The 22,265-nt window shown below is 60.1% G+C and carries 22 protein-coding genes; 12 read left to right on the forward strand and 10 right to left on the reverse strand.

The features are described 5' to 3' along the window. The first annotated feature begins 15 nt into the window (after positions 1–15). The 3 genes from FH08_RS0102625 to FH08_RS54290 all read left to right on the forward strand — a co-directional run bounded on the left by FH08_RS0102625 (position 16) and on the right by FH08_RS54290 (position 3,721). The gene (locus FH08_RS0102625; RefSeq protein ID WP_035565142.1) at positions 16–1,137 is read left to right on the forward strand and encodes an HlyD family secretion protein; all 1,122 of its coding nucleotides are present in this window, start codon (positions 16–18) and stop codon (positions 1,135–1,137) included. Beyond that, complete coding sequence (locus FH08_RS0102630; protein WP_160172430.1) at positions 1,116–2,651, forward strand: efflux transporter outer membrane subunit; 1,536 nt, start codon at positions 1,116–1,118, stop codon at positions 2,649–2,651. The genes FH08_RS0102625 and FH08_RS0102630 overlap by 22 nt, the downstream gene beginning before the upstream one ends. Positions 2,652–3,508: 857 nt before the next feature. Further along, on the forward strand, positions 3,509–3,721 hold the full coding sequence (locus FH08_RS54290) for a helix-turn-helix domain-containing protein (RefSeq protein ID WP_419177978.1): 213 nt from the start codon (positions 3,509–3,511) through the stop codon (positions 3,719–3,721). 168 nt (positions 3,722–3,889) lie between these two features. Here the strand turns inward: FH08_RS54290 and FH08_RS0102640 are convergent, their stop codons facing one another. Next, positions 3,890–5,152: an MFS transporter gene (locus FH08_RS0102640; RefSeq protein WP_051887699.1), complete on the reverse strand. Its 1,263-nt coding sequence runs from the start codon at positions 5,150–5,152 to the stop codon at positions 3,890–3,892. A 147-nt stretch (positions 5,153–5,299) separates the two neighbouring features. Between FH08_RS0102640 and FH08_RS0102645 the strand changes: the two genes are divergently transcribed. The 6 genes from FH08_RS0102645 to FH08_RS0102675 all read left to right on the forward strand — a co-directional run bounded on the left by FH08_RS0102645 (position 5,300) and on the right by FH08_RS0102675 (position 10,002). After that, on the forward strand, positions 5,300–6,208 hold the full coding sequence (locus FH08_RS0102645) for a LysR family transcriptional regulator (RefSeq protein ID WP_051887676.1): 909 nt from the start codon (positions 5,300–5,302) through the stop codon (positions 6,206–6,208). Then, positions 6,205–7,386, forward strand: a complete 1,182-nt coding sequence (locus FH08_RS0102650; RefSeq protein ID WP_081889337.1) for a YbfB/YjiJ family MFS transporter — start codon at positions 6,205–6,207, stop codon at positions 7,384–7,386. The genes FH08_RS0102645 and FH08_RS0102650 overlap by 4 nt, the downstream gene beginning before the upstream one ends. A gap of 20 nt (positions 7,387–7,406) precedes the next feature. After that, positions 7,407–7,916, forward strand: coding sequence for a DUF1697 domain-containing protein (locus FH08_RS0102655; protein ID WP_031356830.1), 510 nt, complete (start codon positions 7,407–7,409; stop codon positions 7,914–7,916). 55 nt (positions 7,917–7,971) lie between these two features. Continuing rightward, a complete protein-coding gene (locus FH08_RS0102660) occupies positions 7,972–8,367 on the forward strand; it encodes a hypothetical protein (protein ID WP_031356831.1) in 396 nt (131 codons plus the stop codon). A gap of 105 nt (positions 8,368–8,472) precedes the next feature. Further along, the gene (locus FH08_RS0102665; protein ID WP_031356832.1) at positions 8,473–9,333 is read left to right on the forward strand and encodes a class I SAM-dependent methyltransferase; all 861 of its coding nucleotides are present in this window, start codon (positions 8,473–8,475) and stop codon (positions 9,331–9,333) included. A 144-nt stretch (positions 9,334–9,477) separates the two neighbouring features. Continuing rightward, positions 9,478–10,002 (forward strand): AAA family ATPase, encoded by a 525-nt coding sequence (locus FH08_RS0102675; RefSeq protein WP_031356833.1) that lies wholly within the window; start codon positions 9,478–9,480, stop codon positions 10,000–10,002. Positions 10,003–10,396: 394 nt separating this feature from the next. On the opposite strand, the gene FH08_RS0102685 is transcribed toward FH08_RS0102675, so the two are convergent. Next, positions 10,397–10,957 carry a hypothetical protein gene (locus FH08_RS0102685; RefSeq protein WP_031356834.1) on the reverse strand — a complete coding sequence of 187 codons (561 nt, stop codon included), beginning with the start codon at positions 10,955–10,957 and terminating at the stop codon, positions 10,397–10,399. Between the two features lie 504 nt (positions 10,958–11,461). Here FH08_RS0102685 and FH08_RS0102690 point away from each other — a divergent pair. After that, the gene (locus tag FH08_RS0102690) at positions 11,462–12,265 is read left to right on the forward strand and encodes a hypothetical protein (protein ID WP_031356835.1); all 804 of its coding nucleotides are present in this window, start codon (positions 11,462–11,464) and stop codon (positions 12,263–12,265) included. A 184-nt stretch (positions 12,266–12,449) separates the two neighbouring features. Beyond that, positions 12,450–13,493, forward strand: a complete 1,044-nt coding sequence (locus FH08_RS0102695; RefSeq protein ID WP_031356836.1) for a rod shape-determining protein — start codon at positions 12,450–12,452, stop codon at positions 13,491–13,493. A gap of 107 nt (positions 13,494–13,600) precedes the next feature. Here the strand turns inward: FH08_RS0102695 and FH08_RS0102700 are convergent, their stop codons facing one another. Further along, a complete protein-coding gene (locus FH08_RS0102700) occupies positions 13,601–14,002 on the reverse strand; it encodes a VOC family protein (RefSeq protein WP_031356837.1) in 402 nt (133 codons plus the stop codon). A 246-nt stretch (positions 14,003–14,248) separates the two neighbouring features. Beyond that, complete coding sequence (locus FH08_RS0102705) at positions 14,249–14,764, reverse strand: TetR/AcrR family transcriptional regulator (RefSeq protein ID WP_419177977.1); 516 nt, start codon at positions 14,762–14,764, stop codon at positions 14,249–14,251. A gap of 323 nt (positions 14,765–15,087) precedes the next feature. On the opposite strand from FH08_RS0102705, the gene FH08_RS0102710 reads away from it, so the two are divergent. Then, positions 15,088–16,674: an inorganic phosphate transporter gene (locus FH08_RS0102710; protein WP_031356839.1), complete on the forward strand. Its 1,587-nt coding sequence runs from the start codon at positions 15,088–15,090 to the stop codon at positions 16,672–16,674. A gap of 51 nt (positions 16,675–16,725) precedes the next feature. On the opposite strand, the gene proX is transcribed toward FH08_RS0102710, so the two are convergent. From proX to FH08_RS0102740, 6 genes are all read right to left on the reverse strand, one after another. Next, on the reverse strand, positions 16,726–17,763 hold the full coding sequence (proX, locus tag FH08_RS0102715) for a glycine betaine/L-proline ABC transporter substrate-binding protein ProX (RefSeq protein WP_031356840.1): 1,038 nt from the start codon (positions 17,761–17,763) through the stop codon (positions 16,726–16,728). A gap of 71 nt (positions 17,764–17,834) precedes the next feature. Then, the gene (locus FH08_RS0102720) at positions 17,835–18,788 is read right to left on the reverse strand and encodes an ABC transporter permease (protein ID WP_031356841.1); all 954 of its coding nucleotides are present in this window, start codon (positions 18,786–18,788) and stop codon (positions 17,835–17,837) included. After that, on the reverse strand, positions 18,778–19,962 hold the full coding sequence (locus FH08_RS0102725) for a quaternary amine ABC transporter ATP-binding protein (protein WP_031356842.1): 1,185 nt from the start codon (positions 19,960–19,962) through the stop codon (positions 18,778–18,780). Before FH08_RS0102725 ends, FH08_RS0102720 begins: the two co-directional genes overlap by 11 nt. Next, on the reverse strand, positions 19,959–20,315 hold the full coding sequence (locus FH08_RS0102730) for an NIPSNAP family protein (protein WP_031356843.1): 357 nt from the start codon (positions 20,313–20,315) through the stop codon (positions 19,959–19,961). Before FH08_RS0102730 ends, FH08_RS0102725 begins: the two co-directional genes overlap by 4 nt. Next, positions 20,312–21,157 (reverse strand): alpha/beta fold hydrolase, encoded by an 846-nt coding sequence (locus tag FH08_RS0102735; RefSeq protein ID WP_031356844.1) that lies wholly within the window; start codon positions 21,155–21,157, stop codon positions 20,312–20,314. The genes FH08_RS0102730 and FH08_RS0102735 overlap by 4 nt, the downstream gene beginning before the upstream one ends. Positions 21,158–21,160: 3 nt before the next feature. Then, complete coding sequence (locus tag FH08_RS0102740; protein ID WP_031356845.1) at positions 21,161–22,264, reverse strand: LLM class flavin-dependent oxidoreductase; 1,104 nt, start codon at positions 22,262–22,264, stop codon at positions 21,161–21,163. Position 22,265: the final 1 nt, after the last annotated feature.

A 22,265-nucleotide genomic window follows, 5' to 3' on the forward strand; every position in this document is an offset into this window, starting at 1 on the left:
CGACCGGGGGCTGCGATGAGCGAAGCGCCGCCGGTTCAAAAACCAGCAGCCACACCGCCGCCCGTGATTACACCTCCGGCTCCTCCGCAGCCTGACAATCGACGGTGGATGATCCTCGGCATTCTCGTGCTGATCGTCCTATTGGCAATCGCCGCGTATTTCCTGGTGCCGAATCTGTACGAGAAGCAGACGGACGACGCCTATGTCGACGCGCATCTGGTTTCGGTCATCCCCAAGGTCCCGGCTTATGTGCAGACCCTTCATGTCAACGACAACAGCAAGGTGGCTAGTGGCGATCTCCTCGTCGAACTCGACCCGCGCGACTACGTCACTCAGGTAGATTTGGCGCGCGCTAACGTCGCGGCGGCCATTGGCAAGCTGGAGGAGGCGCGCAATCAGGTCGCGGTGGCCGATGCCAACATCGGCCAGCAAAAGGCAGAACTTGACGTCGCCCGCGCCAATGCGAAACTTGCCGTCGCCAATCTGGCGCGGCTGCAATCCGTCTCCGATGTGCGCGCCGTGTCATCGGAGCGCGTCGATGAGGGCAAAGCGGCCGCTGACGGGACGCGGGCTTCCGTGACTGCGGCCCAGGTCAAGGTCGATGCATTACAGGCGCAGGCGACGCTTGCACGCGCCCAGGTGAAAACCGCCGAGGCTTCGGTCGCTCAGGCTCAAGCCATGCTCGCGCAAGCGACGCTCAACCTCTCGTACACCAGGATCTACGCAACCGAGTCCGGCAGCGTCGCGAACAAGAGCGTCGAGCAGGGTAACTTTGTGCAGCCTGGGCAAACGCTCTTGTCGATCGTGCCGGACAAGCTCTTTGTGATTGCTAACTACAAGGAGACCGAACTCACCCACGTAAGACCGGGCCAGTCAGTCGCGATATTCGTCGACGCGTTTCCGGACTTGCGGCTTCGCGGCCACGTCGACAGCATCCAGCGCGGGACCGGCTCGCGCTTCGCGCTTCTGCCGCCAGAGAACGCAACGGGCAATTTTGTGAAGGTGGTGCAGCGGGTGCCGGTGAAAATCGAACTCGACAACCCCGGGGAAGCACTTGAATGGATCTCGCCAGGGATGTCGGTCGAAACAGAAATCTTCATCAGGGAGCGCCCGGCGTGGCTCGGCTTTCGAAACTAGCGTCGCGGCCGGCTAGCGTTCATCCTGGCCGTCTACGGCGTATCGCCAGTCTCACCGCTAGCATCGCTGCATCGGCGGGACTCCTCACGGCTTGCACCGTGGGGCCCGACTACGTGTCGCAGAAGCCGGTCATGCCGGCGAGTTTTACAGAACATATCGGCTCGGCAACGAGTGAGGCGACAAGACCACAAACGTCGAATACGTCGAATGACACCTGGTGGGAAGGGTTCGATGACGCTACGCTCAACGCGCTCATGGCAGACGCGCTGCGTTCAGCACCCGACGTGGCCATTGCCGAAGCGCGTGTACGCGAAGCGCGGGCTTTGCGGGGCATTGCCGGCGCCGATCAATACCCAAGCGCCGAAGCCGGCGCCGAATATGACCGGACCCACGGCAGCGCCAATGTGCCGATCGGCGTACCGCCCGGCGGTCTCGGTCCGGGCGCCACCGGCAATCTCTGGCAGGCCGGATTCGACGCATCGTGGGAGATCGACGTGTTCGGCGGCACGCGGCGCGGCGTAGAAGCGGCCGAGGCGTCCTATCAGGCCACGGTGGCAGACCTCGGGGACGTCGAGTTGACACTGCTCGCGGAGGTCGCACGCAACTACATCGAATTGCGCGGCGTGCAGCGACAACTCGCGGTCGCGCGCAGCAATCTTGCCATCCAGAAGGATTCGCTGTCGCTGACCCGGTCGCAATTCGACGCTGGGCTCGCCTCGCGTCTCGACGTGCTGCGTGCGCAAGCGCAAGTCTCCGATACCGAGGCTGCCATCCCAACGTTCGAGGCGAATGAGCGCGCGTCCATTTATCGAATCGGCGCGCTGACCGGTCATCCGCCGGAGCAATTGCTTGCCCAGCTGGATACCCCGCAAGCGATTCCTTTGGCAGTCGCGGACGTGCCCGTGGGCCTTCCGTCCGATCTCCTGCGACGCCGGCCGGATATTCGCGCGGCAGAACGCCGGATTGCCGCCGCGAACGCCCGTATCGGCGTCGCTCAGGCAGATCTTTATCCTCACTTCTCGCTAACCGGCGCTGCGGGTCTGGAGAGCCTGAACGCCTCGACATTTCTCACTGCGCCGAGCCGCTATTTCTCGATCGGCCCGAGCATCAACTGGCTGATATTCGATGCCGGCAAGGTTCGCTTCGCGATGCGCGCGGAACAGGCGCGGACCGATCAAGCCGCCGCTGCGTACCAGCGGACGGTTCTCGGTGCGCTCCGGGATGTCGAGACGGCACTTGTGTCTTATGCGCAATCCCAGGTGCGCCATGAGCGACTTGCCGCGGAGGTAACAGCCGACCGGGAAGCCGTGAGCATCGCAACACGGCTCTATCGGCAAGGTCTCAATGACTTCCTCTCCGTGCTCGACGCCGAACGCTCGCTGTATGCTGCCGACGATAAATTGGCGCAGATCGATCGGGATACCGCGCTTGCGCTCGTCGCGCTCTACAAGGCGCTCGGCGGCGGCTGGCAGGCCCAGGACAATACCCCTAACGTCTCCACCCTGCAGCAATGAAAAAAAGATCCCGACTTCCTCTCCCGCCTGGAAATTGTTGTCAATAAAACAAATTATTCAAAGTCGATTTTTTCTAAATGCAGCCATTCCGGAGGCTTTCACTGCCCCTCCCTAAGACAAGAATAGGCGCTCGGTCAAACGGCATGCCCGAACGTGTTTCTACCGATTGACGACACTTAGCACATTTGATTAATGTAACGAGCATGACAACAGTACCAATTGATGGCGAAAAGCCTGTGTGGATTCTGCAAGGAAGCTTCGGGCGAGCAACCGTAAACTTCATAAGCCGTCCGCTTGTTGCTCACGCTCACTCCCAGTACCAGTTTCTTTTCAAGCTTGGCGGAAGCAACTGCAATTTCCGCATCGGCGCGGACGAATGCGCGCTTACAACCGAACGGGCAATTTGCCTGAATCCCTGGCTCGAACACTCGAAAAGCAGCAGTGATGGCGAGCCATCCCTGATCCTTTCTCTCGTCATTGAAGCGCCCTGGCTGCGCCAGCAATTGAAACTTGCTGAAGGCGGGACGGCGAGCATCTTCCCGAAGGCTGCGGTGGTCGTCACGCCGGACGTTCGGCACCACGTGGATCGCATCGCTGCCGCGATCACCAACCACCTGGTCGCCCAGGACGACGGTTGCATGCACATTCTTGAAGATCTGGTGACGGCGCTCGGTCGGGACTTTGCCGATCCTGCGCTGACGGCCGGGATCATATCGTCAGGCAGACCCATCGACTTTCGCATCCGAAAAGCGCTGGATTTCATCAAGCACGCCTCGGTAACCAATCCCACCGTCGCACAGGTGGCCGCTCAGGTCGGGCTATCCAGGTCGAGATTTTTTCAGCAATTCCGCCTATGCATGGGCATTTCACCGCAACACTATATCGATTGGGTCCGTATGTCACATGCGATCCAGTTGCTTGGGGCAAGCGACAAACCGCTATCCGACGTGGCAGAAGAGTTGGGGTTCGAAGAACACAGCCACTTCACCCGTTTTTTCGCCCAACACATGGGTGTGCCGCCCAGTGAATTTCGCAGGCGTTCGGTTACGCTGGATAGGCAGAAAAGTTGAGCGTGCCAATAGCTCACATTCGCGCGTGGCGAAAAAATTTTCACACATAGCGTTGTCAAAGCAGTCACCCACCGAGCCCATCGAGGGGCGCGCGCCGGTCACCTACAACGAGGATCGTTGGGGAATCAAGCAACGATCCTATTGAGGCTTCGGCCAGGGACGACCTGCTCACCTCACCGGCTTAACGCTCGCCCACCGATTTAACCCGGCACATACGAGCAGCAACGACGACGTCACAAAAAACACCGCGCGCAAGCCGACATGCGCGCCGATCAGCCCACCGATTAACGGGCCTATCACCTGCCCGCTGAACTGGGCGGACTGCAAATAGCCGAGCGTCTTGCCGGAGTTGTGATCGGCGACCGCGTGCCGGATCTCCTTGGCTATCGATGGAAGCAGTCCCGCGAGCGTCATGCCCATCAAGCCGCGCAGAATGGCCAACTGCCACCAGTCGGTGACGAACGCCTGCGGCACCAGCACCACGCCGGTCGCGATCAAACACCCGATGATGACCTTCGAGCTGCCAATGCGATCGGCCAGCGCGCCAAACCGCGCGGCCGTCAACATGCTGCCGAACGCCGATGCCGCCATCACGATCCCGGCCATGCGCGCGACATGGTCATGCGGCACGCCGAGTTGCCCGATATAAACCGTGATGATCGGCTCGATCGACATGTTGGCGAGCAACACCATCATGGCTGTCACCAGCAGCGCGAGGATCACCCGCCGGTTCATGACCGGAGGCAAAGCCGCGCCAGTATCGACACGCTTCTTCACGTCGGTCGCACGATCGAAGTCTTCGCGCACAAGCACGATGGTCAGCAGCGCAGCCACGGCGATGATCGCACCGCCTACGAAGAAGGTGCCGCGAATACCGACGTAGGTCGGCAGGAAACCGCCCACCAGCGGTCCCACGAGATTGCCTGCGAGCGCACCCGTCGACAGCACGCCCAGTGCCCATCCGGCGCGCTCGCGAGGCGCTTGCGTGCCGACCATGACGATCGATGCCGAGGCGTATCCGCCGATTAACCCCGCGATCAGCCGCAATACGACAAGCTCGGTCAGGTTATGCGCGAGGCCGATCATCGACATCACGATGGCCATGCCGAGCGCCGCGCGGATCAACATGGGCTTGCGGCCATAACGGTCCGCCAGGCGTCCCCAAAGCGGCGCTGTAATCGCGGTGCCAAAGAACGTGGCGCCGAATGCGACACCCGACCACTGCACGACCGCCGCCGGAGAACTCACGCCCAACTGCTGTACATACAGCGGCAGGAACGGCAGCAACATGCTGAGACTAAGCAGCGTCGTAAAAGACCCGAATACGCAGACAAAAAGATTGCGCCGCCAATATGGCGCGTTGCGTTCGGCATAACTGAGCCTCTGGACATGGCCGTCCGGCGGCATAAATGAACTGGTTGCTTGATTCATGAGGGCCTCGATCGTTCTATCTGGCGTTGGGCGATGGCCGGGCGCATGGGCGTCGATCCGGGTCACCATCGCAAAAGGAGTAGACCGCTTGCATATTATCTCAATTTAGGAATATGATGTTTATATCGTTCTCAAATTGAGATTTTTATGGACCACACCAGTCTCGACATTTTTCGCGTCGTCGCCGCCGAACTCAGCGTGACCCGGGCGGCCAAGCGGCTCGGCCGCGTGCAGTCGAACGTGACCACGCGAATCCAGCAGCTCGAGGAGGAACTGGGGGTGGCACTGTTTCGGCGCGACGGCAATCGCCTTACGTTGAGCACGGAAGGCGAACGTTTTCTCGGCTACGCCAACCGCATGCTCGCGCTGGCCGACGAAGCACGGCAAGCGCTAAGCCCGCAAGCGCCCTCGGGCACGCTGCGAATTGGCAGCATGGAAAGCACGGCTGCGGCGCGTCTTCCGGGACCGCTTTCAGCCCTGCACGTCCAGTACCCCGACGTCCAGCTCAGGATAACGACTGCGCCCTCGCGGCAACTGATCGAACAGGTTCGCAACGGTCTGGTCGATTGCGCGTTCGCGGCGCTGCCGCCGTGCGGCGAGATGGCGTCGGCATCGGATCTCGAGGCAGTTGGACTTCACGCTGAACCCGTGTTTCGCGAGGAAATCCTGCTCGTGCTGCCGCCGGGACATGCCGCCGTCCGCCGGGGCGCGGACATCACCGTGCGTTCGCTTGCTGCGTTCGCAGACGGCTGCAGCTACCGCGTGCTCGCTGAAGAATGGCTTGGTCAGGACAGGTCGCCGCTCGACATCCAGGAAGTCGGGTCGTATCACACCATGCTGGCGTGCGTCGCGGCGGGCGGCTGCGTATCGCTCGTGCCGCGCAGCGTGCTCGAGTTGCTGCGCGAACCGCCGGCGTTGCGCACGCATGTCGTGGCGAAGGTGGATACGTGCCTCATCCATCGAAACGGATACGAGACGGCGGCTTTCAACGCGCTGCGCGAAGCGCTTGCGCCATTTATGTCGAAGAATCGCGCAGCAAGGAGAAAATCATCATGAGCACGATTCGCCAGGTTTCATCGACTGCAGGCCAAGGCATGGCGGCGCTGGTTGCCGCTCTCGTCATGGCAGTCGGAATGGGCTTCGGACGTTTTGCGTTCACGGGCATCTACCCCGTCATGGTCAGCGATGCCGTGCTGACCGTGCACCAGGGCACGCTCGCCGCATCGGCGAACTATGCGGGTTATCTGGCCGGAGCGCTGCTGATTGCTGCAGTGCATCCGCGACACTCGCGCAGGCTGTGCATGCTCGCGCTCGCGGGCATTGTGGTTTGTCTCGGGGTGACGGCGCTGTTGAGTGCGCCCTGGTTGATCATCGCGATGCGCGGCATCACGGGCGCCGTCAGCGCGGTCACCATGGTGGCGGCTTCGCTCTGGCTGCTGCAACATCGCGGCCACACGCACGGCGCCCCCTTGCTTTATGCGGGTGTCGGCATGGGCATTGTGCTGTCGTCGGAAATGCTGATCGCGGGACGTGCATTCGATCTGCATAGCGCCGGGCTTTGGTGGGTATTGGCAGCAGGCGCATTGATCCTCGGTGCAATTGCGCTGCCGAGTCTCGATGCACGCCCGGTTGACGCTCCCGGCACGCGTGCAAGCTTGCACGGACATGAGTCCTTCCCCGCGCTCGATGCGGGGCGGCTGATTGCGCTTTACGGGCTGGCGGGCTTCGGCTACATCATCACCGCGACCTATCTGCCGTTTTTTGTCCGGAACGCGCTTGGTTCAATCGATCCGATCCAAGTCTGGGCGTTGTTCGGGCTGGGCGCGGTTCCGTCGTGTTTCATCTGGCATGCAATCCATATGCGCCTTGGTACGCGACGCGCGCTGTTCCTGAATCTCGCGCTGCAAGCGGTAGGCGTCCTCTTGCCGGTCGTGTCGCCGAACGCGGTTGGATTCCTCGGCAGCGCGTTGATCGTAGGCGGTACATTCATGGGCACCACCACTATTTCGATGCTCGCAGCCCGCCGGGTAGCGCACACGATGCGCATGAGCATTCTCGCCGTGATGACCGCATGCTTTGGCATCGGGCAGATCGTGGGACCGCTTGTCGCCAATGCGATGTACGCACCGCATCATTCGTTCTCGGGATCGTTGGAGACGGCTGCGGCGGCGTTGGCGGTGGCGGCAATGCTTTGCGTACGTCTGGGCAGGTCTGAGCAGAGCCACGCAGATTGAAATGGCAATAGAATGCGTGGATGACTACCTACGCCGCTCTCTTGCGGGCCGTGAATGTTGGCGGCACCGGCAAGCTCCCCATGTCTGAACTTCGCGCAATGTGCGCCTCCGTTGGTTTTTCCAACGTGCGCACGTATATCGCCAGCGGCAATGTTGTGTTCGACAGCAAGCTTTCGGAGAAATCCGTGAAAGCGAAACTGGAGCGTTGCCTTGAGACTTATGCGGGAAAGCCGGTAGGCGTCCTAGTCCGGACAGGCGCTGAGCTAGCCGCGGTTCTTGCCAACAATACCTTCAGCTCAGCGGCGCCGGATCGAACCGTCGCAATCTTCCTCGACGCACCGCCTCCTGCAGACTTGCTCGATAGTGTGAGCGGCCAGCAAACAGAAGAAATCGCACTCGGGACACGTGAGATCTACGTGCACTACAAAGACGGAATAGCCCGTTCAAAGCTGAAAATCCCGGCCGCCGGAACTGGAACCGCTCGCAACATGAATACCGTCGCCAAGCTCTCCGAGTGGGCGGCTGCGTAGGTGGTTTGTCATGGCTTGGATTGTAGATTCGAGGCCTGTTTCGAGGAGTGAATCGATGCTGCATGTATTAACAATAAGCGTCTCCATCGATCGCGATTGGCAAGACCTGTACAACGCGATTTGGCGTCCTGAGGCATTCCAAACCTGGGCGTCAGGACTGGCAGATTCGACGCTCGAAGAGTGCGACGATCACTGGAAAGCTCACGGCCCGGAGGGAAGCGTGAGCATTCGATTTACCGCTCACAATCAGTTTGGCGTGATGGACCATTACGTTCGCCTGAGCAGCGGCGAGAAAATCTATGTGCCGATGCGCGTATTTCAAAATGGTGCCGGAGCCGAGGTCGCATTCACGTTGTTCCGGCAACCGGGTATGTCGACTGAGAAATTCGAAGCCGATGCAGCCTGGGTGCGGCGCGATCTGGCCGCGCTCTGTGCCCAGTTTTCTTCATGATTGCTCGTTGCGTCTAAATGGCAGCGTCAAGGTCCGATCGATAACGCGCAGCCCGCGGCTTCAGACGAACACGACCACGAACACGAAAAAACAGGATTGAAAATCATGAACGACACGCCAGATGCAGCGCCAGACAGCACAGCTGCGCGAGTCGCCTTGTGGCGCGCTCTGCATGTCGAGGCCGACGCAACGCCGCATGTACTTGAAGACGAAATCGGCCTGAAGCTGCTGGCGCCGGACAAGGATTGGCGCAGCCGCGGGGACATGGACCCGCAGTTCACGCGGCCCTTTCGCGCCTCAATCGTGGCTCGTGCGCGCTTCATTGAGGACCTGGTGGTGGAACAGGCCGGCCACGGGCTCAGGCAGTATGTCATCCTCGGCGCCGGCCTCGACAGCTTCGCGCAACGGAGGCCGGAGATCGCTTCCCGCCTCCGGGTGTTCGAGGTCGACCAGCCTGGTCCTCAGGCATGGAAACGTCAGCGTCTGATCGAGCTCGGCTTCGGCATCCCGGACTGGCTGCGATTCGTGCCTGTCGATTTCGAGGCGGGAGAGGCCTGGCGAGATGAGCTAGTGACAGCCGGCTTCGATGACAGCACGCCTGCCATCGTGGTCTCCACGGGCGTCAGCATGTATCTCTCCAAGGAGGCGAACGCGGCCGCGCTGCGTCAGGTCGCGGCCTTCGCCCCGGGATCGACGCTCGCCATGACATTCCTGCTCCCGCTGGAGATGGCAGACCCCGAGATACGTCCCGGGCTCGAGATGGCAGAGAAGGGAGCGCGAGCAAGCGGGACGCCGTTCCTCAGCTTCTTCACGCCGTCGGAGATTCAGGCAATGGCCCGCGAAGCGGGCTTTAGAGAAGCACGGCACGTCTCGGCGGCCGATCTTACCCAGCGCTATTTCGTGGACAGGACAGATGGTCTGCGCCCGCCAAACAATGCGGAGGAACTGCTGGTCGCAAGTACATAACGTTACTGAAAGGCACTCAATCACCCAGCCCATGCCCGGCGATCCATGCAGCGCTGACGTCATCGTTCAGGCGGGCACCTTTGGCGCTCTGAAGGTCGCCGCAGGAATCCTGCGACAATCTCCGATACACAAGGAGCATCGAAAATGTTGATTGCCTTCGGTGGACTACCGGGAACCGGAAAGACAACAATAGCGCAAACGCTCGCTCGCAAACTCGCGGCGGTTTATCTGCGTATCGATACGTTGGAGCAAGCATTCATCGCGTCAGGGAGCGCTCAGGCGGATATCGGACCTGCCGGCTATCTCGCTGGATATGCTGTTGCGAGCGACAATTTGCGGCTTGGGTTGACCGTTGTCGCGGACTCCGTCAATTCGTTGCATGTAACGCGTAGCGCCTGGAGAAATGTGGCGCTCGAAGCAGGTGTGCAGGTCTTCGAGATCGAGCTGATTTGTTCCGATACAACGACGCACCGTCAGAGAGTCGAGGGCAGACGGGCCGACATCCCGGGCCACACGTTGCCGACATGGAAAAGCGTGCTTGAACGTCAATACGATCCATGGCACTCAGAGCATCTGATAGTCGACACTGCTAACGTGTCAGTTGAGCAGGCCGTCGAAACAATCATTCATTACCTGTCGATGTCGCTTCCGGAAACTCGAATGCTTTAGCGTTTAAAAAATTCGTTTCTTTGGGACATCCCTGAAGAACGCAAGGGCCTCAGCGACTCCCTTGATAGACGCCGTCTGCTCGCCGGCCACAACGACCGATACCCCACCCTCTTTGGCTGGGATCAAAATTCCCGTTCGTTATGGGGTATTTACGCTCACGATCATGCCGATCGACGCCGGCCTCTTTGGATAGCCATGATCATGTTGGTGCCGTCGGGGTCCGCCAGCATCAGGAGCACAGCGGCCTCCGTGCCGCGATAGATAGGAAACGCGACACAATCATCACGCAAAACGCGCAGGCTTTAAAGGGCCGAGGAACTGCGCCCAAGCTCGGGCTCAGTTCCCCTCATGCAAAACGCCATGGTGAGCAAGCGTGAACCGATCCGCGACTCGATTAGCGGAAGCCGTAGATCAGCACCTTTTTCCCCTCAAAGCTCACTTGCACAGCTACCTCGCAATTCGAACACGATTTGCCGTCGGCGGCCGGCCCGGCGGACGGGACGGTCTCCGTGGCGATAATCGCTTTGACGAGCGTCCCGTCGTCAGCGACCACCATTTCCAGGTCAAGCACGACGCCGGCCGGCACGGGGCCGGCGGTATACGTGATTTGCATGGTACCGGTGCAATCGTCGTTCACCTTGTAGGTGCCACTCTGATTCGGATTGAATGCAGTCTGCCCACCTTTCGGGACCCCGTTCATATTCCCGAAGTCGGTTCGTGTAAACCGACCTGAGCCATCAAACGTCACGATGGCGACGTCATTCAGGATGGACGGGGTGGTGAACGGGTGCAGCGTAGTTCCCTCCAGCCATCCAAGAACTTCACCCTGGGCGCTAAACCCATACGCTCCCTTTAGCGTTGCGTTCGAACAAAGCCCGCCGGCCTGCGCGGCGCCACTTAGCGAGACAAGTACAACGGCGGTTGCTGACAAAATGCTCAAATGCTTGATCTTCATGATCATCTCCTTGTCCCCGAGTCAGGTACTTGAGTTCCGAGGCGCAAGGGTTCTTATTGCCAGACTCAATCAGGCTCGCCATTCGGAAAACTGAAACTAATACAGACACAGTTATGCCCGGACCACCGCCTTCTGCGGACCCGGCGATAGTGAAACGGGGGACCGTCGACGCGGTCGTCTGTTCGAGAAGTGAGGCGGGAAAGCCCAAGCGCAGGCCAGCTAATGCATGGCGAAACGCTTCACCAAGCAGTGATGTTTCGCTCGGTGTTGGCAGACACGTGCAAAAGGGGTGCACGAAAGTCCGCGCAATGGTGACTTCGTGGGTCAGCCATGCTTGAAGATCGCATAGCAAAAAATAGTGTATGCCACGATATTCGCAGATGCCAAATCAATATCGCAAATATTGGATCTTCCTGCATACAAAGGGAAATACGGCGCCCCACGTCTCTCCGGCTGAAGTGGAGCAGTCGGCTTGGAACTATACTGAGGCACCTGGAGGTTTCAATGGCCGATCACGACCGACTACACCCGCTACGTCCGCTCCTGAAGAACTGGATTTGGGAGCATGGCCGGATTGGGACTCGCTATCTCGACTACATCGATGGCGAAATCAAGTTTGATGAAGGCAAAAAATCGCATTTCGCAGCCGAAAAATATGTCTATGTGCCTCTCGACAAGGACGCTCAGGACGATGCATCCGTGGAGGGTCCTGCGATCCAGGACGCGGGCCTTGCCCGGTTCTTGCGGGCTGCGCAATTAGGCACACCGGAGGAAGCCGGCTCTGTCGCGGAGGTTCAGCGCGCAGTGCAGGATTGCGTGGAACTCGGCCTGTTCAGCGCCTATCAACAGGAAGCTCGCGAGGCATTGGCCCGCTATGAGCAAGAGGCCATGTTTGACGACGAGATCCGTGCGGCGGTTGTCGAAGACATCCGGCGTATCTACACCGGCATGCGGGAGCAACTGGCGCTGTACGATTTCAGTGTGCTTTACGGCTTGCCCACGCCGCTGCTGATCAGCGAGGCGCCCTTCATCGACTGGCGCGTGCGAGTCAGTCCGGGTCTTCCGTTTGTATCGCTTCCGCTGGGACCTTACTGCCTGCTGGTCGGCGCGGTGTCGGGCAGGAAGAGCAAAATTGGCCCCGTGGTCTGGAAGGCCGCTAGTGCGATGGGTCCATTGAAGGACCACAACCGCCAGATCGCGGAGCGCGCACGTCTGTGGCTGGTGGCGACTACGGATGACCAGCTCGTCCCAGTACAAAGCCGCCTTGCCGCGGCCATGGGCTGGAAGCCGGAAGATGCAAAGCCCTGACCGAAGCCGGCGACGGAGCACAACTTCCGCTCCCGTTCAACAGCGCTTATGTGACCGGCCTGACGGTCTGCGTGCACCGCTGCGGCTCCGTTTCCCCGAAGCTGTTACTCTTCCCGCTTTCGACCGCAGCCTGGTCGCACGTGGTCGGGCCAAGCGCCTGGCGTCACGCAACACAGGATTTTGAATGTTCGGTTTTCTACGCAGTTATTTTTCCAACGACCTGGCCATCGATCTCGGCACCTCGAATACGCTGATTTACATGCGCGGCAAGGGTATCGTCCTCGACGAACCTTCGGTCGTGTCGATTCGTCAGGAAGGCGGCCCGAATGGCAAGAAAACCATTCTGGCCGTGGGCAAGGAAGCCAAGCAGATGCTCGGCAAGGTGCCCGGCAACATTGAAGCCATACGCCCGATGAAGGACGGTGTGATCGCCGACTTCAGCATTACCGAGCAGATGATCAAACACTTCATCCGGATGGCGCACGAGCACCGCATGTTCGCGCCATCGCCGCGGATCGTTGTCTGCGTGCCGTGCGGATCCACTCAGGTCGAACGGCGTGCGATCAAGGAAGCCGCGCATAGCGCCGGCGCGTCGCAGGTCTACCTGATCGAAGAACCCATGGCGGCCGCAACCGGTGCCGGCCTGCCCGTGTCCGAGGCGACCGGCTCGATGGTGGTCGACATCGGCGGCGGCACCACCGAGGTAGGGGTCATTTCACTCGGCGGTATCGTGTACAAAGGTTCCGTGCGCGTCGGCGGCGACAAATTCGACGACGCGATCGTCAACTATATCCGTCGCAATTACGGCATGCTGATCGGTGAGCAGACCGCCGAAGCCATCAAGAAAGAAATCGGTTCGGCTTTCCCTGGCTCCGAAGTCAGGGAAATGGACGTGAGGGGCCGTAACATGTCCGAAGGTATACCGCGTAGCTTCACGGTATCCAGCAATGAGATCCTCGAAGCCCTCTCCGACCCGCTGAACCAGATCATTTCAGCGGTCAAGATCGCGCTCGAAAACACGCCGCCTGAACTTGGCGCCGACATCGCCGAGCGCGGCATCATGCTCGCGGGCGGCGGTGCACTGCTACGTGACCTCGACCGTCTGCTTGCCGAGGAAACCGGCCTGCCGGTGCTCGTCGCTGAAGCGCCCCTGACGTGCGTCGTGCGCGGCTCTGGCATGGCGCTCGAACGCATGGACAAGTTCGGCAGCGTCTTCTCCTACGACTGAAGGCATCGGCGCCATCGCTCTTGCGGTTACTGCTTCCGTGCCAACGCGGGGGCGTTGAACCATCACTTGATGGAGGCATACGTTTCGTATGCCATTCGCGTGTTTCTTTAAAACAGCTTTTGCCATTCATCCTGCTTCTGCATATCTGCTCGAGTGTTGACCTCGATCAGGACGCCACCCGGTGAGCGGCAAAAGAACCGCGAGCCACGCGAGTTGTTAAATACCTCTGTTTCCATGCGAACGCCGCCCTCCATGAATTCCTTATAGAGAATATGGACGTCATCGAGGCTGTCGACCTCCAGGCCGAAGTGGAAATTTTTGGGCCACGCCGGCACGTCTTCCGCGACGTGATCCAGAACGATGTCAAAGCCATTCCGTTTGAGCAGGCAGCTCTCCCCAGCGGCGACGATCTCGCAGCCGAGGTATTTCTCGAAAAATGCAGCCGTCTCGGCTACGTTGGTAGTGGGAAAGCTCAGGTGATTCAGTTTTGCTTCTTTATGAAGATTCATGGTCGATCTCGCAGACAGGTTGAAATGCGCTTTAGAGGGAGTGGTCACCGATCGGCCCCTATGCGGTTGTGCCGATCGTGCGACGCTCCACGGCGTCCATTTTGCGAGTAATTGCTCGATTTTTAAACTCGCATTGGACAGCACACTTTCCTTGGCGCGTGGCCCAGTAACGGCGGGGGTTTACGCGTCTGCCACACCACTGATATGAACGATTGCTCGCATTTACCGCGCTGTCCGGGAAGACGCCTATTTCCGGGCTCGTGACTTTTCGGGCTGACGATCCACGATCCCCAGGTATCCGAATAAGGCACGGCTGACGCGCCTTTCCAGATCCTTTCGATCCGATTCCCCGCGCTCTCCAGCTGCATCCACGATGGCGCGAAGCACAACGACGAGGTCGTCGGTCGTGGTCTCCATGTTTGGCTGCGGTGGAATATCCTCACGGGCCAGGATCTGTCGAATCACTTCGCGAAAAGCGGTCTTCGATGTCGCCAGTTCGCTGGCAATGGCGGGACGGTTTTCTTCGAAATCGAGCGCGCGTGCAAGCGCAGGACGACGCAGTTGCTGACGGACCGAGACGGTAATCAGGTGCTCCAATGCCCTCTGACCCGTGGGCTCGCTCAATGCGCCTTCAGCCTCTGCAAAAAACACGGCCCCTTCCCGCTTGCAAAGGGCAACAATGATCGCGTCCTTGTTAGGAAAGTATTGATACAGGGAACCGACGCCGACGCCCGCGCGCTGCGCGACGAGATTGGTATTCATCCCGTCCATTCCTTTCGTTTCGAGCACGCGGGCCGCTGCCTCCAGGATCGTGGCGACGGTTTGTTCGGCACGGGACTGCTGCGGAATCTTTCGCGGCTTTAATGATTGACGTCTGATTTTCGTCACGATGCGACCTGGTAAAAAGCGAGTATTCACTCGAATTCTACCGCGCAGCGAACGATTTCCTTAAGGGACACAGCCATGTTAGTAGCAACATGTTAAACACAATGGAAAGGTATCCGAAATATAAACGCCACAAATCCTTCACTGTTTGCAATAAAGGCTAGTTGTACGATGGCAAGCCGCAGTCACAGGAAATGATCATGCCTGATCTCATGTTTCCTCAGACAAGTGCAGTCAGTGCGCGTACCCGAAGCACCGGCCTGGCAATCTTCCTGCTGATCATCGCGGTAGGCGTCGCCTACGTCGCAGTCCATCTGGTAATAGACCTCGAACCGGTCAAACAAAGCTCGGCATTCCCCTACGTCCTGCTTGGCTTCGCGTTGCTGATTGCGCTTGGCTTCGAGTTCGTCAATGGCTTTCACGACACTGCGAACGCCGTAGCGACCGTTATCTACACTCACTCTCTAACGCCGAATCTCGCCGTGCTCTGGTCGGGTGGATGGAATTTTGCGGGCGTACTGGTCTCCAGCGGCGCGGTGGCGTTCGGCATTGTCCAGTTGCTCCCCGTCGAGCTGATTTTGCAGGTGGGTGGGCACGCCGGTTTCGCCATGGTATTTGCGTTGCTGATCGCGGCGATCGTCTGGAATCTGGCAACCTGGTACCTCGGACTACCCTCCTCCAGCTCACACACGCTGATTGGTTCGATCATCGGCGTCGGTCTGATGAATCAACTGATGCGCGGCCCCTCAGGTACTACCGGGGTCGACTGGGCACAGGCCGTCGGTGTCGGCAAATCACTCCTGTTTTCGCCGATCGTCGGCTTCTTGCTCGCCGGCCTGCTCTTGTTGATACTCAAGGCCGTGGTACGTGTTCCCGCGCTCTACGCTGAACCGGTCGGCAATAAACCGCCGCCATTCTGGATTCGCAGCCTGCTGATCCTCACCTGCACGGGTGTCTCTTTTGCCCATGGATCGAACGATGGGCAAAAGGGCATGGGCCTGATCATGCTGATCCTCATAGGCACGGTGCCGACAGCCTATGCCCTGAACAAAGCAGTCACGCCCGAGCAAACGCAGACCTTCGTGAATGTCGCCCATCAGGCCTCGGCCGTGTTCGACAGGTACGCCGCCGGCCTGCCCGCGTCTGCACACCCTCGTGCTGACGTGGAAACTTATGTGCGAACCCGTCAAATGACAGACGCAACTCTGCCGGCGGTAAAACAACTTACCGACACCGTGGCCCAGCAGATCACAGCAGCCGGATCGATGAGTACCGTGCCGCCCAGCCTGGTCGACAATGTACGCAACAGCATGTATCTGGTGTCGGAAGCCATTCGTCTGATGGAGAAATCCAAGCTGCCCACTTTCACGGCTGATGATCTGGCCATTATCGACGCCTACAATCTGCAGCTTAATCATGCGACCAAATTCATCCCGACCTGGGTCAAGGTCGCGGTCGCCATTGCACTGGGGCTCGGCACAATGGTCGGCTGGAAGCGGATTGTCGTGACGGTCGGGGAAAAAATCGGCAAGCAGCACTTGACCTATGGCCAGGGCGCATCGGCAGAGGTGGTCGCCATGCTGACCATCGGAGCCGCGGATCTATACGGACTGCCGGTATCGACTACGCACATACTGACATCGGGCGTTGCGGGCACGATGGCAGCGAATGGATCGGGCCTTCAATGGAACACCTTGCGAAGCCTGGTGCTGGCTTGGGTGCTGACGCTGCCGGCGTCCATTGCGTTGGCCGCAGGGCTCTATTGGCTGTTTCGCGTGATCGCTTGAACGCCGCCTGCCGTCCTGAACCACGCACCAGACGGCATCGACACTGCCGTGTCATCGCGCCTTGCTCGCGGTTGCAACCCACTGGTCAAATTGCGGCTTGTTGCTTCCAACCCATTCATCGGCCAGCTTCGTAATCAGCGGCGAAGACCCGCCATTTTTGCTGATCGCATACTCCCACTGTGACCATGTCGCGACCGGGAATTTGATCTGTTCAATCAGCGTCTTGATGGCGGGATTGGCGGCGATGAATTCCTTGTTCGCCACGGAATCGAAGTTCCATGACGACATCGCCATGCGGCACGGGTCAGCACCGCCAGCACAGCCTTCAACGCCCTTCAATAGCGCTGTGGCCTTGTTGGGCACGTTGGGCGGCATGGCATCCGCGGGCGTAGGCAGCCATACCACGTCCTTTCCTGGAACCAGCGCGTTCGTGGCCCATGAGGGACTCCATGCGTAGAAAAACGCGGGCTTGCCGCTCTTCACGCGCGTCACCGCATCGACCATCAATGCCTCGTACTTACCGCGCACCGCGTGGACGGTTTGCTTGAGGCCGAATTTATCCAGTTGGTAATCCACCACGTCACCGCAACTCCAGCCCGGGTCGCAACTGATCAGTTCCGCCTTGCCATCGCTGCCGAAAAGCCCCGCTATCTTGGGATCCTTCATTTGGTCCAGACTGGTAATGTTGTACGCGAGCGCCGTCTTCCTGTCGATGACATAGCCGTTGATGCCGCCGCCTACAATCATGCCGCTGCCGACTATTTGCGCCTGCTTTTCAACGGCCCGAAAACCTGGCTCGCGCTGGGGGAAATTTACATCGGTCGCGATATCCTCGTCGCCCTGCGACGCTGCCTGGAAGAACAGCGTGGTGTTCATCGTGCTCATCTTCACGTCGTAGCCCAGCGCTTTCATCGCTTTCATCACGATCTGGGCCGCGACGTAGTTGCCACCGAGGCTGTCGCCCTGTGCGTAGCGAATTATCTTGCCGTCTCCCGGCAGCGCCGGCGTGGCAGCAACCGCGTTGATCGATATCAGGCCGACAACTGCGACGGCAGCGAGTGCGGCGGCTGCCCGGACAAATGCTCTCATCAATGCTCCTCTTTCGTGATCGTTCGATCGCCTGGTTTTCAAACCAGACGCTTGCTTAGGTTCACTGACCGTCATCGCAGGGCCTTTTCAGCATCGTGGGCCGTGTCTGTCGGCGTGCCCCTGGGGAGTCGTCCACCGCGGATGAATCTCGCCAGCACCGGCAGAAGCGCGCTCCTGGTTCCACCCTTCGACTGGGCCAGCTTCTGGGTGATCCGATCGAGCATCATCGCGAGCAGCACGATGGCGATACCACCAATGCCCGCCTGGCCGACATCGAGACGTCCCAACCCCTGAAGCACCACCAGCCCCAGACCTTCTGCACCGATCATTGCGATCACGACCGACATCACCATGGCGGTGAGCACGGTCTGGTTGAGGCCGCCGAGGATCGTCGGGATGGCCAACGGCAACTGAACCTCCCACAGGAGCTGGCGCTTGTCCGCACCGAACGCGAGACCCGCCTCCACGATCTCATGGTCGACCATGCGAATCCCGAGGTGCGTAAAGCGTATCAGCGGCGGCATGGCCGTGATGACGACCGCGACCTCGCCCGGTACCGTGCCGACGCCAAAGAGCATCACCACGGGCACGAGATACACAAACGTCGGCGTGGTCTGCATGATGTCCAGCACCGGCCGGACGATCCGCCAGACCCGGTCGCTGCGCGCACACCAGATGCCGATTGGAATGCCGATCACCGCGCAGAACACAATGGCGGTTGCGATCAGCGAGAGCGTTGTGATGGCTTGATCCCAGACGCCCAGCATCGCGATAACAATCAGTCCCACCAGGGTAAACGCAGCGACCCCGAGGCTCGCCAAGCGCCACGCGAGCAGGAACATCAACAACAGCATGACCGGGAACGGGATCGCGTGAAGCACACTGTCGTTGAAGTTCAACAGCCGTTCAACGGGCCATTTGATGAGGAGGAAGAACGGCCGCAAGTTAAGCGCGATCCATTGCACACCGTGCTGGATCCATTCGCCGACCGGCAGGCCTGCGAGATCATCGGCTTTAATTAACATGGCGTACTCCCGTGGCGTTAGGCGCGCCAATGCCGGCAAGAATCTGCCCGGCTTCCAGACGGCCTATCAGCCGGCCGGTTTCGTCTATGACGCCGATCGTTCCGCCGGCGCGATAACTGCCGGCGACATCGACGAGCTTGGTATCGGCGGGTACGCAGGTGAAGCGCGCTTCCGGCCGGGGCATCGAGCCGCCGCGCGCCAGTTCGATCCCGGACGCCGTCACGGCGCCAAGGATGCGTTCATCGGCGTCGAGCATGAAGCCCGGTCCCGGTTCGCCGGAAGCATCGCCCAGCACGATCCCATCGGGGCCGCGCAGGATGGGCACAAGCGAGGTCATCACCGACCCTGCATCGAACAGCCGTCCACGGTCCACTTCACGCGTGAATGCAGCGACGTAATCGCTGCCGGGTTCAAGCACGATGGACTGCGGCGTGCCTTCGCGCACGAGTCGCCCCTCCGACATGATCGCGATGCGCGAACCGAGCTTGAGCGCCTCCTGGAAGTCGTGCGTGATGAACAAAATCGTCTTGCTCAACGTGCGCTGCAGACGCAGCAACTCATCCTGCATCTCGGTGCGGATCAGCGGGTCCAGCGCGCTGAACGCTTCGTCCATGATGAGGATGTCCGCATCGGTTGCGAGCGCACGCGCCAGGCCCACGCGCTGACGCATGCCGCCGCTCAGTTCATGCGGAAGGTGATAAGCCCAACGCGCGAGGCCGACCACGCTCAGCACTTCCTCGGCGCGCTTGCGTCGCTCCGGCGCCGACATGCCGCGCAGCTTCAATCCGAACTCGACGTTTTCGATCACCCTTCTATTGGGCAGCAACGCGAAATGCTGGAACACCATGGAGATGCGATTGCGCCGGACCTCGCGCAATCCGGTTTCATCGAGCGTGCAGATGTCCTCGCCGTCCAGCAGGATCTTTCCGGCGCTCGGTTCGTTGAGCCGATTGATACAGCGTGCAAGCGTGGACTTGCCCGAACCCGAGAGTCCCATGATCATGTACATCGAACCCGACGGCACGCTCAAGGAAACGTCGTCGAGCCCCACTACCTGACCCAGCGTCTCCTGCACCTCCGACTTGTTTTTCCCGGCGTTCAGCATCGCCAGCGCTCTCTCCGGCTTGTCCGTGAACACCTTGTACAAGTGCTCGATCTTCAAGCGCTCGGTCATAGCCTCTTCTCCTCATGAGAGCCGGCGGAACAGGACAGATGCTGCAACGGTGAAAAGTCCGTCGGCACGAGAATCCTGTTTTCCGCCTGCTCGATGTTCTCTGACAGCCTGGGCAGGAAAGCCTGCCATCTTGAATCATTCGCCAGTTGCTGACGGCGGCGCGCCCGGTCCTGAAGGTCTGCATAAGCCCACCAATGAATCACCTGGCTGAGCGGACCGATATCGGTAGTGAAATATCCCACGAGATCGCCGAGGATGGGCTGCTGGATGGCCAACCCCTCCTCCCGCACAAGCTGAAGATAACGGCCCATGCGGCCGTTCCTGATCCGATAGATCCGCTCTTCGACAATCATCGGCCCGTCTCCTGATCATCACCCGCCAGAAAGCGGCGCATCAGCGTCGCGACAAGATCCGGCGCCTCGATCAGGATCGAATGCCGCAGGCCGGGGAGGATCTCGAGTTGCGAGCCGGGAATGCGCTCGTGCATGAAGTGCGCCATGCGCGGATTGGAACCCTGGTCTTCCTCTCCGGTTGCGATCAGGGTCGGTACGCTGATCTGATCGATAAGACCACCGAAGTCCGTTTGCGCCAGCACGCGATAAGCGGACGCGTAGCAGTCGGGATCGTTCTCGGCATTGCGCTGACGCATGCGCTCGACCAGCTCGGGATTGCGCTCCTGAAACCCTTCGGTCAGCCAGCGCGACAACGACGCATCGTAGTGGGAGCCCCGGTCGCCGGCTTGCAGTGCAGCAAGCCTCGCTGCGACCCGCTCACGCTCCTCGGGCGTACGTCCCGCGACGGTGGCCAGCAACACGAGCTTCCTCAGGCGCGTCCTATGCGTGAGCGCCAGCCGCTGCGCAATCAGGCCGCCGAGCGAGAAGCCGGCGAGGTCGAATTGTTCGAAGCCGACATGATCAGCGAGAGCCAGCACGTCCCCGACGAAATCATCGATTTCATAGCGGCCCTTGATCAGCGATGAGCGTCCATGACCACGCAGATCCAGCGTCAGGATGCGGAAGGTGTCGCCAAGTTTTGCTGCGACGCCTTCCCACGCTTCGAGACTCGAACCCACGCCGTGGATGCAAACCAGCGACCGCGAACCCTCACCCTGAAGCCGATAATTCAGCACCACGCCACGGCCGCTGAACGTGCGGTCACTCGCCGTTTGCGTCGTTGAAGTCCTGGCGGCGTCCATTGCTCAGTACCCCGCGGCTGCAACAGCCTTCCGCTCGCCTTGCGATTGCCGTTCGCTGGCAGAATCGCGGGCGGCAAAGTGCGGCATCACTTCATCGATAAAGAGTCGCAACGTCTTGACCTGCAGCTCGAACGGCAGATTGAACGAGAGGCCCAGACAGTATTGATCGACGCCCTGATCCTCGTAGATCTGCAGCTTCCTGATCACTTCGTCCGGCGTGCCGAACATCAGGTTATCGCGAATGTTGGCCGGGTCGTAGTTGGCACGATTCGCCACGGTCTCGTAAGGCACGGGCTCAGGGAAACCATCCGTAACGGTGCCAATATTCTGCATCAGGTTCTCGAAGGTGCGGCCATAGTCCACGCTGTGGCGCACAACGGTTTGCCAGTCATCAGGGCGATCGTAGACGCATGTGCGACGCTGCATCATGAAGCGCGGGCGTGCACGTTCGGGATGGTCGGCGACCGCCTTGCGAAATTTCTCGCCGAGCACGGCGACCTCAGCCGGCGGTGAGGACAGCGGGGTAGACAAGATGTTCGCGCCAATTCCCACTGCCCAGTCGAAACTGCCGGGGTCCCGCGTGGCGACCCAGATAGGCGGATGGGGTTGCTGCAATGGCTTGGGCACGGAGGTGGCAAGCGGAAACTTCCAGTAGTGTCCGTCATGGGCGTAGTCCCCTGCCCAGAGCTTCTGCACGGCCGGCACGAGCTCCTTCATATACCCTACGCCCTCCTGCTGAGGAATGCCGCCGGCCATGCGATCGAACTCGTACTGATACGCACCGCGCGCAATCCCGAATTCGAGGCGTCCACCGGTCAGGTGATCGCACATGGCGGCTTCGCCTGCGAGCCGGATCGGCGACCAATATGGCGCGACCAGCGTCGCCGTCCCGAGCCTGATGCGCTGCGTGTGCTGGGACAGCCACGTCAGGATAGTGAACGGATTAGGCGACACGGTGCATTCGATGGTGTGATGCTCGGCGGTCCAGAGCGTCTCGAACCCGCCTTCATCGGCTATGCGGGCGAGCGCAAGCATATTGGACATGGCAGTCGACATTGAATCCGTCGGCGAAAACCGCTCCATGCTGATCGAGATGGCAAATTTCATA

The sequence above is a fragment of the Caballeronia sordidicola genome (genome assembly GCF_000729995.1).
GTDB lineage: Bacteria > Pseudomonadota > Gammaproteobacteria > Burkholderiales > Burkholderiaceae > Caballeronia > Caballeronia sordidicola_A.

Coding starts and splice junctions, on each gene's coding strand:
- FH08_RS0102685 (WP_031356834.1), bottom strand. CDS start 10,957: ATGAAGATCAAGCATTTGAGCATTTTGTCAGCAACCGCCGTTGTACTT.
- FH08_RS0102725 (WP_031356842.1), bottom strand. CDS start 19,962: ATGACCGAGCGCTTGAAGATCGAGCACTTGTACAAGGTGTTCACGGAC.
- FH08_RS0102710 (WP_031356839.1), top strand. CDS start 15,088: ATGCCTGATCTCATGTTTCCTCAGACAAGTGCAGTCAGTGCGCGTACC.
- FH08_RS0102740 (WP_031356845.1), bottom strand. CDS start 22,264: ATGAAATTTGCCATCTCGATCAGCATGGAGCGGTTTTCGCCGACGGAT.
- FH08_RS0102730 (WP_031356843.1), bottom strand. CDS start 20,315: ATGATTGTCGAAGAGCGGATCTATCGGATCAGGAACGGCCGCATGGGC.
- FH08_RS0102700 (WP_031356837.1), bottom strand. CDS start 14,002: ATGAATCTTCATAAAGAAGCAAAACTGAATCACCTGAGCTTTCCCACT.
- FH08_RS0102645 (WP_051887676.1), top strand. CDS start 5,300: ATGGACCACACCAGTCTCGACATTTTTCGCGTCGTCGCCGCCGAACTC.
- FH08_RS0102665 (WP_031356832.1), top strand. CDS start 8,473: ATGAACGACACGCCAGATGCAGCGCCAGACAGCACAGCTGCGCGAGTC.
- FH08_RS0102650 (WP_081889337.1), top strand. CDS start 6,205: ATGAGCACGATTCGCCAGGTTTCATCGACTGCAGGCCAAGGCATGGCG.
- FH08_RS0102660 (WP_031356831.1), top strand. CDS start 7,972: ATGCTGCATGTATTAACAATAAGCGTCTCCATCGATCGCGATTGGCAA.
- FH08_RS54290 (WP_419177978.1), top strand. CDS start 3,509: ATGGGCATTTCACCGCAACACTATATCGATTGGGTCCGTATGTCACAT.
- FH08_RS0102690 (WP_031356835.1), top strand. CDS start 11,462: ATGGCCGATCACGACCGACTACACCCGCTACGTCCGCTCCTGAAGAAC.
- FH08_RS0102695 (WP_031356836.1), top strand. CDS start 12,450: ATGTTCGGTTTTCTACGCAGTTATTTTTCCAACGACCTGGCCATCGAT.
- FH08_RS0102735 (WP_031356844.1), bottom strand. CDS start 21,157: ATGGACGCCGCCAGGACTTCAACGACGCAAACGGCGAGTGACCGCACG.
- FH08_RS0102655 (WP_031356830.1), top strand. CDS start 7,407: ATGACTACCTACGCCGCTCTCTTGCGGGCCGTGAATGTTGGCGGCACC.
- proX (WP_031356840.1), bottom strand. CDS start 17,763: ATGAGAGCATTTGTCCGGGCAGCCGCCGCACTCGCTGCCGTCGCAGTT.
- FH08_RS0102640 (WP_051887699.1), bottom strand. CDS start 5,152: ATGAATCAAGCAACCAGTTCATTTATGCCGCCGGACGGCCATGTCCAG.
- FH08_RS0102720 (WP_031356841.1), bottom strand. CDS start 18,788: ATGTTAATTAAAGCCGATGATCTCGCAGGCCTGCCGGTCGGCGAATGG.
- FH08_RS0102705 (WP_419177977.1), bottom strand. CDS start 14,764: ATGAATACCAATCTCGTCGCGCAGCGCGCGGGCGTCGGCGTCGGTTCC.
- FH08_RS0102675 (WP_031356833.1), top strand. CDS start 9,478: ATGTTGATTGCCTTCGGTGGACTACCGGGAACCGGAAAGACAACAATA.
- FH08_RS0102625 (WP_035565142.1), top strand. CDS start 16: ATGAGCGAAGCGCCGCCGGTTCAAAAACCAGCAGCCACACCGCCGCCC.